This window comes from Paenalcaligenes hominis (assembly GCF_011927625.1).
Lineage (GTDB): Bacteria > Pseudomonadota > Gammaproteobacteria > Burkholderiales > Burkholderiaceae_B > Paenalcaligenes > Paenalcaligenes hominis.
In genome coordinates, this window is the sequence record NZ_JAATIZ010000002.1 from 237,714 (window position 1) to 253,295 (window position 15,582).

General features: G+C 49.1%; 16 protein-coding genes and 1 tRNA gene. 4 read left to right on the forward strand and 13 right to left on the reverse strand.

Annotated features, from left to right (window positions below):
- The first annotated feature begins 1 nt into the window (after position 1).
- From fdhF to GGR41_RS05165, 3 genes are read left to right on the forward strand one after another with little or no spacing between them, the layout of a single operon-like run.
- A complete protein-coding gene (gene fdhF / locus GGR41_RS05155) occupies positions 2–2,905 on the forward strand; it encodes a formate dehydrogenase subunit alpha (protein ID WP_167660945.1) in 2,904 nt (967 codons plus the stop codon).
- 3 nt (positions 2,906–2,908) lie between these two features.
- Positions 2,909–3,775 carry a formate dehydrogenase accessory sulfurtransferase FdhD gene (fdhD, locus tag GGR41_RS05160; RefSeq protein WP_167660946.1) on the forward strand — a complete coding sequence of 289 codons (867 nt, stop codon included), beginning with the start codon at positions 2,909–2,911 and terminating at the stop codon, positions 3,773–3,775.
- The gene (locus GGR41_RS05165; RefSeq protein WP_167660947.1) at positions 3,765–4,019 is read left to right on the forward strand and encodes a formate dehydrogenase subunit delta; all 255 of its coding nucleotides are present in this window, start codon (positions 3,765–3,767) and stop codon (positions 4,017–4,019) included. Before fdhD ends, GGR41_RS05165 begins: the two co-directional genes overlap by 11 nt.
- Here the strand turns inward: GGR41_RS05165 and GGR41_RS05170 are convergent.
- The 3 genes from GGR41_RS05170 to GGR41_RS05180 all read right to left on the reverse strand — a co-directional run bounded on the left by GGR41_RS05170 (position 4,008) and on the right by GGR41_RS05180 (position 6,070).
- Entirely contained in the window at positions 4,008–5,087 is a 1,080-nt protein-coding gene (locus GGR41_RS05170) for an acyl-CoA thioesterase/BAAT N-terminal domain-containing protein (RefSeq protein WP_167660948.1), read from the reverse strand. The genes GGR41_RS05165 and GGR41_RS05170 overlap by 12 nt on opposite strands.
- A 95-nt stretch (positions 5,088–5,182) precedes the next feature.
- Positions 5,183–5,644 (reverse strand): universal stress protein, encoded by a 462-nt coding sequence (locus tag GGR41_RS05175; protein ID WP_077734556.1) that lies wholly within the window; start codon positions 5,642–5,644, stop codon positions 5,183–5,185.
- Positions 5,645–5,728: 84 nt separating this feature from the next.
- Positions 5,729–6,070, reverse strand: coding sequence for a protein tyrosine phosphatase family protein (locus GGR41_RS05180; protein ID WP_167660949.1), 342 nt, complete (start codon positions 6,068–6,070; stop codon positions 5,729–5,731).
- Positions 6,071–6,207: 137 nt separating this feature from the next.
- Here GGR41_RS05180 and GGR41_RS05185 point away from each other — a divergent pair, with 137 nt between their 5' ends.
- Complete coding sequence (locus tag GGR41_RS05185; RefSeq protein ID WP_167660950.1) at positions 6,208–6,618, forward strand: group III truncated hemoglobin; 411 nt, start codon at positions 6,208–6,210, stop codon at positions 6,616–6,618.
- On the opposite strand, the gene GGR41_RS05190 is transcribed toward GGR41_RS05185, so the two are convergent.
- The 10 genes from GGR41_RS05190 to GGR41_RS05235 all read right to left on the reverse strand — a co-directional run bounded on the left by GGR41_RS05190 (position 6,615) and on the right by GGR41_RS05235 (position 15,492).
- Entirely contained in the window at positions 6,615–7,613 is a 999-nt protein-coding gene (locus GGR41_RS05190) for a cytochrome-c peroxidase (protein ID WP_167660951.1), read from the reverse strand. The two genes, GGR41_RS05185 and GGR41_RS05190, sit on opposite strands and share 4 nt — an antisense overlap.
- A gap of 225 nt (positions 7,614–7,838) precedes the next feature.
- Positions 7,839–8,930, reverse strand: coding sequence for a redox-regulated ATPase YchF (gene ychF / locus GGR41_RS05195; protein ID WP_077734550.1), 1,092 nt, complete (start codon positions 8,928–8,930; stop codon positions 7,839–7,841).
- Positions 8,931–8,981: 51 nt separating this feature from the next.
- Entirely contained in the window at positions 8,982–9,761 is a 780-nt protein-coding gene (locus tag GGR41_RS05200) for a CPBP family intramembrane glutamic endopeptidase (RefSeq protein ID WP_167660952.1), read from the reverse strand.
- Positions 9,758–10,351, reverse strand: a complete 594-nt coding sequence (gene pth / locus GGR41_RS05205; RefSeq protein ID WP_167660953.1) for an aminoacyl-tRNA hydrolase — start codon at positions 10,349–10,351, stop codon at positions 9,758–9,760. Before pth ends, GGR41_RS05200 begins: the two co-directional genes overlap by 4 nt.
- An 87-nt stretch (positions 10,352–10,438) precedes the next feature.
- Complete coding sequence (locus GGR41_RS05210; RefSeq protein WP_077734546.1) at positions 10,439–11,068, reverse strand: 50S ribosomal protein L25/general stress protein Ctc; 630 nt, start codon at positions 11,066–11,068, stop codon at positions 10,439–10,441.
- A 75-nt stretch (positions 11,069–11,143) separates the two neighbouring features.
- Positions 11,144–12,094 carry a ribose-phosphate pyrophosphokinase gene (locus tag GGR41_RS05215; RefSeq protein ID WP_077734544.1) on the reverse strand — a complete coding sequence of 317 codons (951 nt, stop codon included), beginning with the start codon at positions 12,092–12,094 and terminating at the stop codon, positions 11,144–11,146.
- A gap of 121 nt (positions 12,095–12,215) precedes the next feature.
- Positions 12,216–12,292: transfer RNA gene (locus GGR41_RS05220), tRNA-Gln, on the reverse strand.
- Positions 12,283–13,218, reverse strand: coding sequence for a 4-(cytidine 5'-diphospho)-2-C-methyl-D-erythritol kinase (gene ispE / locus GGR41_RS05225; RefSeq protein ID WP_167660954.1), 936 nt, complete (start codon positions 13,216–13,218; stop codon positions 12,283–12,285). Before ispE ends, GGR41_RS05220 begins: the two co-directional genes overlap by 10 nt.
- A 1-nt stretch (position 13,219) precedes the next feature.
- Positions 13,220–13,789 carry an outer membrane lipoprotein LolB gene (locus GGR41_RS05230; RefSeq protein WP_167660955.1) on the reverse strand — a complete coding sequence of 190 codons (570 nt, stop codon included), beginning with the start codon at positions 13,787–13,789 and terminating at the stop codon, positions 13,220–13,222.
- On the reverse strand, positions 13,786–15,492 hold the full coding sequence (locus tag GGR41_RS05235; RefSeq protein ID WP_244951436.1) for a tetratricopeptide repeat protein: 1,707 nt from the start codon (positions 15,490–15,492) through the stop codon (positions 13,786–13,788). Before GGR41_RS05235 ends, GGR41_RS05230 begins: the two co-directional genes overlap by 4 nt.
- Positions 15,493–15,582: the final 90 nt, after the last annotated feature.

Here is a 15,582-nt window from a genome sequence, read left to right on the forward strand (position 1 = left end):
TATGTTAGAAACCGTTATTATTCGCGAGCGCGACTTCGGTACCCCCGCATCGCTTTCTACCGAATACGTCACGCTGACCATTGATGGTCATGCGGTCACAGCGCCTGCGGGTACCTCAATTATGCGTGCCGCCGCCGAGGCTGGCATTCAAATTCCAAAACTGTGCGCTACGGACTCCCTTGAGCCCTTTGGCTCCTGCCGCTTATGTTTAGTGGAAATCGAAGGGCGTCGAGGCCAACCTGCCTCCTGCACTACCTTGGTCGAAGAAGGCCTAGTGGTCACCACTGCCAATGATCGCTTACATAAAGTCCGACGGAATGTGATGGAGCTCTATATCTCCGATCACCCGCTCGACTGCTTAACCTGCTCGGCCAACGGTAACTGCGAGCTGCAAACAACAGCCGGCCAGGTGGGCTTACGTGAAGTCCGTTACGGCTACGATGGCGCGAACCATCGCGATGCCTGCGCTGATATTACCAACCCCTACTTCACCTTTGATCCAAAGCTGTGCATTGTCTGTAACCGCTGTGTGCGCGCTTGCGAAGAAACCCAAGGCACTTTTGCTTTAACCATTGACGGACGCGGTTTTGCCGCCCAAGTCGCCGCCGGTCAAATGGAGACCTTCCTAGACAGCGATTGCGTTTCATGTGGCGCCTGTGTGGCGGCTTGCCCAACCGGCTCCCTAATGGAAAAAAACGTTATTGAAATGGGCCAGCCGGATCAAGCCATTATTACAACCTGTGCTTACTGCGGCGTAGGGTGTGGCCTAAAGGCAGAAACCAAAGGGGAACAGATTGTACGCATGACGCCATGGAAAGATGGCAAAGCTAACCGAGGTCACGCGTGCGTAAAAGGCCGTTTTGCTTGGGGCTACACCACCCACGAGGACCGGATTACAACCCCTATGATTCGCCGCAGCATTAACGACCCATGGCAACCGGTGTCGTGGCAAGAAGCCCTTGATTACGCCGCTAGTGAAATCAAGCGCATTCAAGGCCAATACGGCACCCATTCGGTCGGTGGTATTACGTCCTCTCGCTGTACTAACGAAGAAACCTACCTAGTCCAAAAGCTCGTCCGCGCTGCCTTTGGCACCAATAACGTGGATACGTGTGCTCGCGTTTGTCACTCCCCAACAGGATATGGTCTAAAACAAACCCTGGGCGAATCGGCAGGCACTCAGACCTTTGACTCGGTCATGGCCAGCGATGTGATTTTGGTTATGGGCGCCAACCCAAGCGACGCTCACCCCGTTTTTGCTTCGCGTCTAAAACGACGTTTACGTCAAGGCGCTAAACTCATTGTCATTGATCCTCGTGCTATTGATTTGGTGTCTTCCCCCCATATTAAAGCCGACTATCATTTAGCACTGCGTCCTGGCACCAACACGGCCTTGTTGTCTGCCTTAGCTCACGTGATCGTGACGGAAAATCTCTGCAACGAAGACTATATTGCAGAACGCTGTGAAACTGATTCGTTTGCCGCGTGGAAAGCTTTCGTCAGTCAAGAAGACAACTCCCCTGAAGCCATGGCGCCCATTACCGGTGTGCCTGCTGAAACCATTCGTGCTGCCGCTCGCTTGTATGCCACAGGTGGCAATGCGGCTATTTACTATGGCCTAGGCGTTACCGAACACACCCAAGGTTCAACCACCGTCATGGCCATCGCCAACTTAGCAATGGCTACAGGTAATATTGGTTTTGAAGGCGTAGGGGTTAATCCACTACGTGGTCAGAACAACGTACAAGGCTCTTGCGACATGGGGTCTTTCCCCCACGAGCTCCCAGGATACCGTCATATTTCTGACTCCCTTACCCGTGAACTCTTCGAGGCAGAATGGGGGGTAACACTTGAGCCTGAGCCAGGACTACGTATTCCAAACATGTTTGATGCCGCCCTAAGCGGATCATTTAAAGCGTTATATTGCCAAGGGGAAGACATTGTTCAGTCCGACCCCAATACCCAGCATGTCACCGCGGCGCTCTCCTCTATGGAGTGCATTATTGTGCAAGACCTTTTCTTGAACGAAACAGCTAAATATGCGCATGTGTTTTTACCTGGCTCCTCTTTCTTAGAAAAAGATGGCACTTTTACAAATGCCGAACGCCGGATTTCACGAGTGCGCAAAGTCATGGAACCCAAAAATGGGATGGCTGACTGGGAAATTACCTGTGCGCTATCTAAAGCCCTTGGCTACCCGATGGATTACACGCACCCAAGCCAAATTATGGATGAAATTGCCCGACTCACCCCCACCTTCCAAGGCGTTAGCTATGCACGCATTGAAGAACTAGGGGGTAGCGTGCAGTGGCCTTGTAATGAGGAAAGCCCAGAAGGCACACCCATCATGCATATTGATGAGTTTGTACGCGGCAAGGGGCAATTTATGATTACCCAATACGTGCCCACCAGCGAGCGTGTGACGAAACGTTATCCTCTACTACTCACTACAGGCCGAATTCTGTCACAATATAACGTAGGAGCCCAAACACGACGTACCGCCAATACGCTCTGGCACGCCGAAGACACCTTAGAAATTCACCCCATGGATGCCGAAGAGCGACGTATTCAAACGGGGGATGTGCTATCAGTGCGCAGTCGTAAGGGCGAAACGACGCTACGCGCTGTGGTCACAGATCGCATGCAACCTGGTGTGGTTTATACGACCTTCCATTTTCCTGAGTCTGGCGCTAACGTAGTCACTACTGATAATTCCGACTGGGCTACTAACTGTCCGGAATACAAAGTAACGGCCGTAGAAGTCAGTCCTGTTACAGCGCAAGATAGCTCTGCGTGGCAAACCGAATGGTCGCAATTTCACCACGAGCAACAACGTTTGCTAAAGGGAGAGGCTCCGTTTGACACCACTGAACCCATAGACTCACCTTCTTTAGAAACCCTTTAAGTTATGACACAAAGCACCGCTGCCCCTTTTATTGCTGCTGATACCGCCCTAAGCGCTGGGCAAAGCACCCGAACCGTTTGGCGTCAAAAGCGTCATGGTTTATCTGTCGCCGAGGACGATCAACTCGCCACCGAAGTGCCTATTGCTTTGCAATACAACGGTATCAGCCACGCGGTGCTTTTAGCTACCCCCACCTTTTTGGAAGACCTCGCCATCGGCTTTTCCTTTACAGAAGGCATCATTCGTAGCGCCAATGATATCTATGATGTGGTGATAGACCAAGATGAGCGGGGGTACGTGCTCAATATAGAAATAGCTTCCGCCTGCTTAAACCAACTTAAACAACGCCGTCGCCAACTGGCTGGGCGAACAGGCTGTGGCCTTTGCGGCCTAGAAAGTTTAAATGAGGTACGACGCGACTTAGCTCCTGTTGCCCCCCCCGTGCAGCCTTATAGCGCTACCGCTATTTTTAATGCCCTTGATCAGCTACGCCATCGGCAGCCTTTACATCAAGTCACAGGGGCCACCCATGCAGCAGGCTGGGCTGATCTGAATGGGGTCATACAGGTCGTACGCGAAGACGTTGGTCGCCATAATGCACTCGATAAGCTCATTGGGCATTTGCTGACTCATAACACTGCCGTCGAAAAGGGCTTGGTGGTAGTGTCAAGTCGCGCCAGTTTTGAAATGGTACAAAAAACGGCAGCACTAGGCGCCTCGGTCTTGGTTGCTGTGTCTGCCCCCACTACCTATGCGATTCAAGTCGCTGATGAGCTTGGCCTATTATTGGTTGCTTTTGGCCGTGAAAAGCAATTCAGCGCTTACAGTCATCCCGAATTCTTACAAGCGAGTACAGACTATGCATGTTGATCCGCTCATTCCCATGCTCAATCAAATAGGGGCTTTTTTTGAAGCCCAACCCAACCCCGATGCCTCTACCAAAGCCGTAGCCGACCATGTGCGGTTGTTTTGGGAGCCTCGAATGCGTGAAAGCATTTTGCGCTTTTTAGACCAATACCCCCAGGGTAAAAGCTCAGAGCATGAGCTTTTACCTATAGTAGTCAATGCGTTAACCACGTATCGTGAAGAGCTTACACCCAGTTCACGCGTGTAACTGTGTCGGGCGCGCCGCCTCTATCACGGCCTGATGCAAAAACCCAATGATGGCAAACCAGAGCTCTTTGTTGGCGGCCGCTAAACGTAGGGCCTGCTCTGCGTCCGGACACAAATGAAGGGTGGGTACATGGGCAAAGCTTAACCCCGCCCCTACACCCTCGAAGTCATACCACTGAAAATTATAATCAAAGCCCGCCTGCTCTAGACGTTGCCCAATCGTATGGTGGTATTGACTTGAGACATGCTGTTGACCCGATGCTAACAAGATAGGCCCTAAGCTATTTTCTACAGCTAGCGGATAAGGAGAACGCACCGCAGCAGTAGGCTCGCAGGCAATCACAGCAGACACTTGGTCAGCCAGCTGCACACCCAGCAACAATGCTAACTCAGCCCCTTGTTGATACCCTGACACGGCCACAAAGTTATGCTTGGGACGCATGGTAGTACGTAGCCAAGCTAAAGCTAATTTAAAAGGCATTAAGGCCTCAGGATCTGTATCTAAGCTAGGTGTTTGCGCATAATCAAGGGCTAGCGCTATGTAACCCCGAGCGGCATAAAGCGCGGCGTGTGCCTCGTCGAGTGGAGCCGCACTTTGGTTTTTCAGCACCATAACAGCCGGTTTATCGCCTGCTGTGCTAGGCACGAACATAATGCCATGAAAACCGGGCTGATTAATTTCTACGCGTTGTACCGTAGCGTGAGTTAAACGTTGGGTTAATACGGTTTTAGCCACTTGGCCTGCACAATGCGCCTCGAGTTCGGTATGCAACGCATGATGCACAGACACAGGAAAGAGTTCGGTAGAGGCCGCGTTTTCTGCTAATTGCGTATAGATAAGCCCCATCGGTTGTGCCGTTGTGTAACTGCCTGCACTGGGCACCACGTCTGCTAAATTCACCATGCCGTGCTCATCCGTTTGGACCGTAATTTGACTGCGCCAGATTTGCCCAGCCCGTTCGGTTTTAGAATGAATAACGAGCTCGGTATGCGCAGGCGCGCCTTTGACGGTGAGCTTTCTGTCTATATCAATCAACGCATCAGCAAAATCTAACTCAAACGCTAACATTCACTTTTCCTTTTAATCATTTTTCTTATTGTACTCGTTAGCAGATGAAAAAAGCCTGCTTTAACAAAGCAGGCTTTGATTAGCGTTAGAAGGAGTTAGGTGGCGTCTTTTACGCGGTAAACCAACACCGCACACGGAGCAAGATTTAGCACTTTGGCGGTTACGCTGCCTAATAGCAAGCGCGATAAACCACTACGACCATGGCTACCAATAAAAATAAGATCGCAGCCTTCCTCGAGCGCAGCCGTAGCCACGGCATCTGCCACATTAAAGTTAGAAATGGAACGCGACGTGGCTTTTACCCCTGCTGTTTCCGCACGATCTAGTACAGCCTGTAAGTATTTCTGAGATTGCAACGATGCATTTTTTTCATAGTCTTCGTCCGTAATCGCATAGGCAGCAGCCATACCATCGAAACCTACGGTGGCGGCAAAAGGCTGAGTGACGTGTAAGGCTACGACCTCTGCACCAATTTGACGTGCAAAGGAAACCCCTTTATTTGCTGCTTGTGCAGATAAGGTGGATCCGTCGGTAGGAATTAAGATCTTTTTGAACATAGTTTGCCCCGTTATTGGAAGTTATTACACGAAGTGTTTAGATTGACTATACGTCAATCAAACGGCTGCACCTATTGATTAATATCAATTTTGTTGTGCGTACTGAAATAAATTTGCACAACGGCCACCACTACGACAATAGGCCAAAATAGGTGTGGGAAGCTCGGCCAATAGCTGTTTGAATTCCTGAACGTTCTCCATGGTGATGGAACCACTTACTACGGGTTGGTAGCGTACGCTTAAACCTGCCTGCTGTGCGGCCGCGATCATGGTGTCTGAGCTAGGTTGATTAAACTCGAGCTCAAAGTCGGGCCGATTGATAATGACACTTTTAAACCCTGCCTCGGCTGCAGCTTGAAGGTCTTCTGGCTGCAATTGGGGGGCAACAGCAAAGGTCTTTGTGAGTTGGCGGAATTCAAAACTCATTCACTTCTCCGTGGTATGCAAAATTAATTGCTCCTAGTTTAGATGATATTAGAAAAATCAACCACCACACGTAGCTAAGACTAAAGACGTAATAAGAGGTATATTAAATATACCTTTAATGCCTGGAGTGCACCAGAATGAAAACACCTATAGCTTGCAGCCGCGAAGAAATTACCCAACTTGTTCACGACTTTTATGACCAAATTCGTCTACACCCTGAATTAGGCCCTATTTTCAATGAACATATTCAGGACTGGCCTAAACACCTGAATACGATGGTGAGCTTTTGGTCGTCGTTATTATTAAAAACGGGCGACTTTTCTGGATCACCCATGATGAAACACGCGGCTTTGCCCAATTTAAGTGCTGAGCTATTCGAACAGTGGCTTCAGCTATTTCACCGCACCTGTCAACAACAAGCCAACCCCGCTTTAGCAGAAACCGCCTGGTTGTTTTCCCAGCGCATTGCACGCAGTTTATGGATGGGGTATCAAATTCAACAACAACCAGAACGGTCTCCGCTTGATTTAACGATACGCGCTGACTAATCGAAAGGAATAGGACGCGGTGTTTTATCATGCGACGGCGGCAAGATAGGCAAAGTAATTTGAGGCTGTTCGCCGGTTAAGGTTTTTAAAAATGCAACAATATCGGCATTTTCTTGGTCAGTAAAATGACGCCCCAATTGTAACCGGCCCATGATATCGACGGCCTCTGTTAGTGTATCGACCGCACCATCATGAAAATACGGGTAGGTTAATTCTACGTTACGCAATGTGGGCACCTTAAAGCTAAATCGATCGGCGTCAGCCCCTGTGACAGCACTACGACCCTCTGCTGGGTTATCGGTTTGATAAGGCTCTATGACCCCCATCTTTTGATAAGACGAGCCGCCTAAATTCACGCCATTATGACAGGCGACACAGCCACTATTTTTAAAGAGCATATAGCCTGCAAGTTCTTGGTCGGTCAGGGCCTCGTCATCGCCTTTGAGCCATTGGTCAAAAGCTGCGTTAGGCGTAACAAGGGTTTCTTCGAACACAGCAATTGCGTCAGTAACTTCATCAATGGTGAAGTTTGCGTTGCCATACACCTGTTTGAATTCCTCTACGTACTGAGGAATAGACTGTAGAACCTCTACGGCTAGTTCATGGGTAAAACCCATTTCTAAAGGATTAGCAATAGGGCCACCCGCTTGGGCTTTTAGGTTTTCGGCACGACCATCCCAAAATTGCGCTAGGTTTAGGCTGGAATTTAAGACGGTAGGAGAGTTGATAGGCCCTTGCTGCCACCGGTCGCCAATCGAAGACGCTAAATTATCTGAGCCACCCATGCTTAAATTATGGCAAGAGTTACAAGAGATAAAACCTGACTTAGAGAGCCGGGGATCAAAAAAAAGTTTTTTACCAAGTTCAACTTTGGCCGCATCCGTCACTTGATGAGGCGTAATAGGCTGGACTGGCTCAGGACGTAACGTAGCGGCTGTAACGGCGGTAGCAGCCCCTAGCGAAATAAATAAAGCAGATAATCGTAAGCTGACCATTACGGCTCCTAGTAAAAACAAAGTAACATTTATTTACCCTATTTTTATCATGGTTATTAGGAAGGCGTAACGACGTACCTGTTCTATATAAATTTCTTTTATTTATTTAAAACCTAAACGAACAAAGCTCGCTCTGAGTTTTTTCAGAGCGAGCTTCGCAAATAACCGTGTGAAAGCATCGCGCTATGGGGCACCCTGAGGGGGATACCTGCGCAGGGTTAAGGCTTAGACATTAAAGAGGAAATTCAAGACATCGCCATCATGGACCACATAGTCTTTGCCCTCGGCCCGCATTTTGCCGGCTTCTTTTGCGCCTTGTTCACCTTTATATTGCACAAAATCATCGTAGGCAATGGTTTGAGCGCGAATAAACCCTCGCTCGAAGTCAGTGTGAATGACGCCTGCGGCCTGGGGAGCGGTAGCGCCTACGGCAATCGTCCAGGCCCGCACCTCTTTTACGCCAGCAGTAAAATAGGTTTGTAAGCCTAAGAGCTTGTATCCCGCACGAATAACACGATTTAGACCTGGCTCATCCATGCCCATGTCCTCGAGGAACACCGACTTATCTTCGTCATCAAGCTGAGCAATTTCGGCTTCTACTGCGGCACACACAGCAACCACTGGGGAGTTTTCCTTGGCCGCGTAGTCTTCCACTAATTGTAAATACGGGTTTTGCTCGAAACCGTCTTCCTTGACGTTGGCAACGTACATAGCGGGCTTGGCCGTAATAAAACAAAACTGTTTAATGGCTGCTTGTTCTGACTCATCAAAATCCAGTGCACGAACAGGTGTGCCCTCGCCTAGGGCGGCAATAATACGTTCTAGTGCATTACACAAACGAATAGCGTCTTTATCGCCTGAACGAGCCGTGCGCTGATTGCGCTGTAAAGCACGCTCTGCACTGGCTAGGTCAGCCAGTGCGAGCTCAGTGTGGATCACCTCGATATCAGCAATAGGGTCGACTTTGCCGGACACGTGCACCACGTTTTCATCATCAAAGCACCGCACCACATGGACGATGGCATCCGTTTCACGAATATTGGCTAAAAACTGATTCCCTAAGCCTTCGCCTTCGGAGGCTCCTGCAACAAGGCCCGCAATATCCACAAACTCGACCACTGCTGGTAACACACGCTCGGGCTTAACGATCTCAGCAAGAGGCGCTAGACGAGGATCAGGGACTTCTACTACACCCACATTAGGCTCAATAGTACAGAAAGGGTAATTCTCCGCTGCAATACCGGCTTTGGTGAGTGCATTAAACAAGGTAGATTTACCAACGTTGGGCAAGCCAACAATGCCGCATTGAAGTGACATGGCGTTCCTAGAAATAAAAAATCAAAAAAGTAAAAGTAGTATGGCGGTTGACTAGTGTCCTATAGGCATCAAGCGCACAATCGCCATAATGACTAAAATAGGTCCAGCATTAAACACGGCATGTAAAATAATACTCGCGCCAATGCCTCGACGCACCCGCAGCCACCCCAAGACTAAACCTGTCATGAACTGTGGCAAGATAAGCATGGGCAACATCCAAAAATCAATCTGGTCAAACTTAAAATTATAAAGGTGAAGTGCAGCAAATAGCAGCGTCGCAGTGTAAAAGACCCACCCAAAATGCCGCGCATAAAACACATACCATCGTCTAGGCCACGCTTTGCCTAGGCCTATGGCGGCAAAGACCGAAGGACGCCCTGCCCCATAAACGGGGCGTACATACAACAGCACGACCACTGCCAACACCAGACCAATTGTTAGGGCTTGAGGGCCATTAAATAAACACCACAGCGTCACAGGCAGCAGCCATAAAAACTGTGAAGGTCGACGCAGTAGATACCTAAAGACCATTTCTTCGATCAGCGGCGCCCAAAGAATCGCTTGCTTCCAAGGGATATTGGACAGATCAAGTCGATGTTGGGTTCCCGTTGAGGTAGCTACCCCTGCTGCCAAAGGCCCAAATACCGTTAAATTAACTAGCCATAAAACTAGGGCCCACTGAACGATGCGTTTCACACCTAGACCGTTCGTCCAGTCAGTATGCCAACCCTGCCCAAGGTCTTGGCCTTTAAGGCGAGGAGCCAGGTTAGGGGCGCGTAGAAAAGAAAAAAAATCGCGTAGTTCGTGTTTGAAACTAGGTGTTTGACTCACCCATTCCCCCCATGCAGTTGTTGTATCGCTAAATCGAAGTTGCCTTGCAGTAGCGGCGTTAAGATGGCATCAGCACGCCACAGCACGTCTTCAATCGCCTCGCGTTCAGCGGCTCGGGGGGCACTTAAAACGAAAGCGGCAACCTGTTGCGCTACGCCTAGGCTACGCGGATGACCGATCCCAATCCGCATACGCCAATAGTCTGGGCTAGAAAAAACTTGCTGAATATCGCGTAAACCATTGTGCCCTGCATGACCACCGCCTTTTTTAAGCTTGGCCTGACCAGGCAAAAGATCTAGCTCATCATGCAGCACCAAAACCTGTTCTGGTTTTAACTTGTAAAAACGCATTAAAGCACCGGCAGCCTGACCGGAGCGATTCATAAAAGTGGTGGGCTTGGCAATAATAATAGGTTGACCATCAAAGCGGCCTTTAGCTACCCAAGCGGCCATGTTTTTATCTAAACTAAAACTGGCATTCATTTTTTTGGCGTACTCATCAGCAAGCCAAAAACCCGCGTTATGACGCGTTTTTTCGTAGTCTGCGCCTGGGTTACCCAAACCAATTATTAAACGAATTCCTTCTGTCATTTTTGGTATCCACATACTAAAAACCCCCGTCAGCCACGCTAACAGGGGTTTTATTATAAGCAGGGCTTACAGCAAAAAATAAAATAATTATTCTGCGCTGTCTTCGGATGCTTCGTCGCCTTCGGCATCGTCACCGTTATCAGCGGCTGCACCGCCACCAACTTGTAAAGCCGTCGCTAAAGCAGGATCTGGATCTGTGCTAGCACCTGCGTATTCCACGCCTGCAGGCAATGTGACCGCGGCTAAGGTGATGGTTTCACCGGGTTCGAGTGCGCCAAGCTCTACATCAATAGATGCAGGCAAATCGCCAGGCAAACATGTGACTTCTAGGTCAACCAACAACTGGCTAATGACTTGGCTGTGTAGTTTCACAGCGGGGGACTCATCGCCATTAAGGAAGTTAAGAGGTACACGAGTAGTGATAGGCTGATCAGCACGAACGCGTTGGAAATCAACGTGCATCACTTGCGGCTTGTACGCATGCCACTGTACAGAGCGCAAAATCACTTTTTCAGATTTACCATCGATGTCCATTTCTAAAATAGAAGCATGGAATACGTCTTTACGTAGATCGTGGTAGATCTGGTTGTGGTCTAGGGCCACAATAACAGGCTCGGCGTTGCCACCGTAAACAATGGCAGGAACCTGGCCAGCGCGACGCAGGCGGCGGCTCGCACCCGAACCCTGTACATCACGTGCAAAGGCTTTAAATTTCATGAGAAAACTCCGGAATTGCGATAAATCGCAAACAATAAAAACACTACACCGCGACCAGTGTATTGCGTTAGAAACTTAGTCTACAAATAGCGAGCTAACCGACTCGGCATTTGAAATACGCAGCATGGTTTCCCCCCATAGGGCAGCACAAGACAGCTGACGTATTTTTTCACACTCTCGGGCTTCGGCCGACAGTGGAATGGTATCGGTGACAACAAGCTCGTTGAGCTCGGAATGCTTGATGCGTTCAATGGCCTCGCCCGATAACACAGGGTGAGTACAGTAAGCATAGACGGCGACCGCACCGCGTTGCTTTAGGGCTTCGGCTGCTTTACATAGTGTGCCAGCAGTATCTACCATGTCATCCATCAAAATACAGGTACGACCGTTGACATCACCAATGATATTCATGACTTCGGACACATTAGCGCGTGGACGACGCTTGTCAATAATGGCTAAATCGGCTTCGAGCTGTTTAGCTAAAGCACGAGCACGCACTACACCACCGATATCAGGAGACACCACCACTAAGTCTTTGTAGTTACAGCGCCAGATGTCGCCCAACAAAATAGGGGAAGCGTAGATATTATCGACGGGGATATCAAAGAAGCCTTGGATTTGGTCTGCGTGTAAGTCCATGGTCATGACACGGTCTACACCGGCAACCTGAAGCATATTTGCGACGACTTTAGCGGTAATGGCCACACGAGCAGAGCGTGAACGGCGGTCTTGGCGCGCATACCCAAAATAGGGAATGGCAGCGGTAATGCGACCGGCAGAAGCACGGCGTAAGGCATCAACCATGACCATGACTTCCATTAAATTGTCGTTGGTAGGAGCGCAAGTTGGCTGAAGTACAAAAACGTCGCGACCGCGTACATTTTCGTTAATTTCGACCATAACTTCCCCGTCAGAGAAGCGACCTACGGTCATTTTGCCAAGAGACATGTCTAAGTGATTTGCAACGTCTACAGCCAAACGTGGGTTTGCTGTACCAGTGAAAATCATGAATCGGTCATGTGCCATGATGTGAGGGTCGTAGAATGTATTGATGCGTGGCGAAAAAATAAAGCCGTTGACTACTACCTATGTTAAGGAGCAGCTCAACAGCTTTATTATGACGCAGACCTGGAGGTCTGTAAATGTATGGCTGGGGATAAAGGATTCGAACCTTTGCATGCCGGAATCAAAATCCGGTGCCTTAACCAGCTTGGCTAATCCCCAAATTCGTTTAGCCAGTTATAAAGTGGGTGGACATTAAGTCCACTGACAACCCATTGTTGGGGCTGCTGCACTAACAACCGTTCGTGCAAAACTATACCACATAAATAACCGCTTTGTCTACAGGCTGTTTCTTTATCTAAAAAAGGCACAAAAAAACTTGAACCTGAGCCTGTCATTCTAGCATGTAATTTTGCTTTTCGCAAGAGCTGAAATAGTGTGTTTATTTCTGGCTCGAATTGACATGCTATGGGCTCTAAATTGTTTACACCAAATAGCGGTACCGAATCGTGGTATTCGCAATCGGGTTGCATCAAAGAACCTGTAAAGTCTGTAATTATGACGGGGGTTTGATTTCTTGTCAAGCCTTGATCGGAAAAAATCACAGGCGTTGGCACAAAAGCCTGAGGTTTGACCACAAGATAATACAAGTTAGGCAACGTTACGGCTTGAAGCTGCTCGCCTACCCCTTCTGCAAATGCGCTTTCCCCAAAGATAAAAACGGGCACATCGGCACCAAGTCGTAGCCCTAATTGCATCAGCTGTGCCCGTGTAAGGCCTGTGTTCCACAGCTTATTTAAAGCAATTAAGGTCGTCGCGGCATCACTTGAACCACCGCCTAAGCCGGCTCCGGCCGGTATGTTTTTTTGGCAGCGGATGCTTGCGCCATAATGCACGCCGGTCGTGGCTTGCAACAAACGGGCTGCTTTAATAATTAAGTCGTGTTCTGGCGCTAGACCGGTTAGCGATTCGCCGACTCGTTCAATCACACCATCAGTGCGCAATGTGAAGTCAAGGTAATCGTATAAATCAATAAAGGTAAAAACGGACTGCAACAAATGATAGCCGTCGGCACGCCTGCCCACCACATGCAAAAAAAGATTCAGTTTTGCTGGAGCTGGGACCGCTTTTAATACCTGAGTTGTCAATTTAGTAATCCACTACAATGCGTACCGAAAAGCTTTGCGACGGCTGTGTGCGATGCATGTGTAAAAGCCTAGGGCCTAGCTCATCGTAACGCTGCAGGCGTACACGCCATTGGTCTTGTTGAAAATACACAATTTGATCTTGTTCTTTTTTTAAGTCAGTAACGGGCCGTGTACCGGTTTGACCATGCAGCCAATCTTTCATGCCCTCGACGGGCAGCTCGTAGCCTAGTAGCTGGGCCACTAACGCATCAGCCGATTGAGCGTACTCGATCTCCCCGTTTGGGTATTGCAGCTGAGCGCCCTGCGCATCCGCCACCACACGTGCCAATATACTGCCCATGGGGTTGTTTAAATCTAACTGAATACGTTGCTGATGCTCATTCCACACAAAACCACCTTGAACGGCATCGCGCTCGCCGGTATTTTTTTCCACACTTAAAGCAAAACGCCCAGAACGCTGAAACTGGTCTTGTACTGCAGTACTTGTGTCGTGTGAGGGCACTACACTACACCCCACCATCCCAAACAAAAGAAAACCGACTACAACAAGTTGCTGAACTGTGTTTTTCATTTAGGACTGACCCCGTATTGTTGCATGGTGCGCAATAATTTGTAGTTGGGATTATCGGGCTTGAGCGCTTTGCGCCATACCTCACGCGCTTCGTCTTGGCGCCCTTTGGCCCACAGCACCTCGCCTAAGTGTGCCGCGACCTCGGCATCAGGCAAAAGCTCGAAGGCACGGACTAAGTATTCCAGCGCGGCTTGATAATCGCCAATACGATAAAAATACCAACCCACACTGTCTAAGATATAAGGATTATTCGGTTCAAGCTCTAAGGCTTGTTCGAGCAACCCCTGAGCCTCATCGAGATTTTCATTCTGATCGACGAAGGTATAACCTAACGCGTTGTAAGCATTGGCGTTATGGGGCTGCAAATCGATCACCTGACGCAATAAGGTCTCTAGCTCTTCGTAACGGCCTTGAGCCGAATACAGCATCGCTAAATCGTATTTGATCTCTGGTGTATCAGGTAGCTCTTTGTCTGCACGCTCTAAAACCGCTACGGCTTCATCCGTACGGCCTGATTCGCGCAAAATAGAGGCGCGAGTTAGGTCGACCACCGCTTGATCTCGTCGGCCCAGTACACCTAATGCATCTAAGGTGCGGTTAGCTTTGCGTATGTCACCCAAACGTGCCTCGAGCACGGCACGATGGACCTTGGCCTGAAACTGCAAAGTGGGCTCTTCAATTAAATCGAGTTGACGAATGGCTTCGCTTAAATTGTTTTGCTTTTCCGCAATTTGCACCAGCGACAACCGGGCATCAGAAATGCTGCTTAAGGCAAGCGTGCGATCATCGTTAAGACTTTGTCTACGTTGCGTTTGCACATTAATGTATTCGTTGAGTAGCCGAACCGCCGTGTCGTAACGTTCTGCGCGGATATTGATCTCGGCCTCGGTGAACTGTAAATCAAAGTCCTCGGGATTGCGCTTTTGCATTAACTTTAACTGATACAGAGCCTGGTCATAACGCTTTAAGTCAACTAAACGGTTAATTAAGAGCAGAGCAAGATCGCGCAAATCGGAGTTGGCCTCAATGAACTGCTCGGCCTGTTCAATAACAGCTTGCTCATCAATGCCTAAGCCATATTCCAGTACGCGCTGCATGGCAAGCTCTGAATCAGGCTCTTGGGCCAGCGCTAGACGGGATTCTTGTAAGGCACGCTCGGGTTGCTGCGCTGTCCAGGCAATATCAGCTAAGGCCAAATGACTAATCGTTAAATGGCGTACATCGTTAGGTAAGGCTTGCTCTAAGACGTCAAGGGCTAAACGGCTATCTACCATTTTACTGATAATAGTCATTGCCTGAATAATGGCCTGTTCTTTATCGGGGGCTTGGCTAATACGTTGATATAAGGTTTGCGCTAAACCAGTGGTTTTGCCTGCTGAAGCCTCTAGAGCTAATGCCGTGGCTTTGGCTTCGGGGTCGTTGGGCGCTAAAATAGACCATTCCTTGGCGGCTGCAATACCTCGGCTTAGGTTGTTATCTGCCATGGAAAACTGAAAAGCACGCTGAGCAAACCGCGGATCAGCCGTGTCGCGTGCTAGGCTTAAAAAGGTCTGACTGGCTGTATCAAAATCGCCCTGTTGTACTGCCACTTCGCCTACTAAAATACGATATAAAATATCAGGGCTTAGTGTCACCATAGGCAGACCATCACTGCGCAGTTGTATATGTTCGACGGGGCTTAGCTCTATGACTTCAGAGGCCATGGCGGCCGAGCTCAAGCATGTAGATAAAACAACCGTACGAAAAAATAGAGATTTTAAATTCATCCAAAAACCGGCGTCGTAACGCGTGAA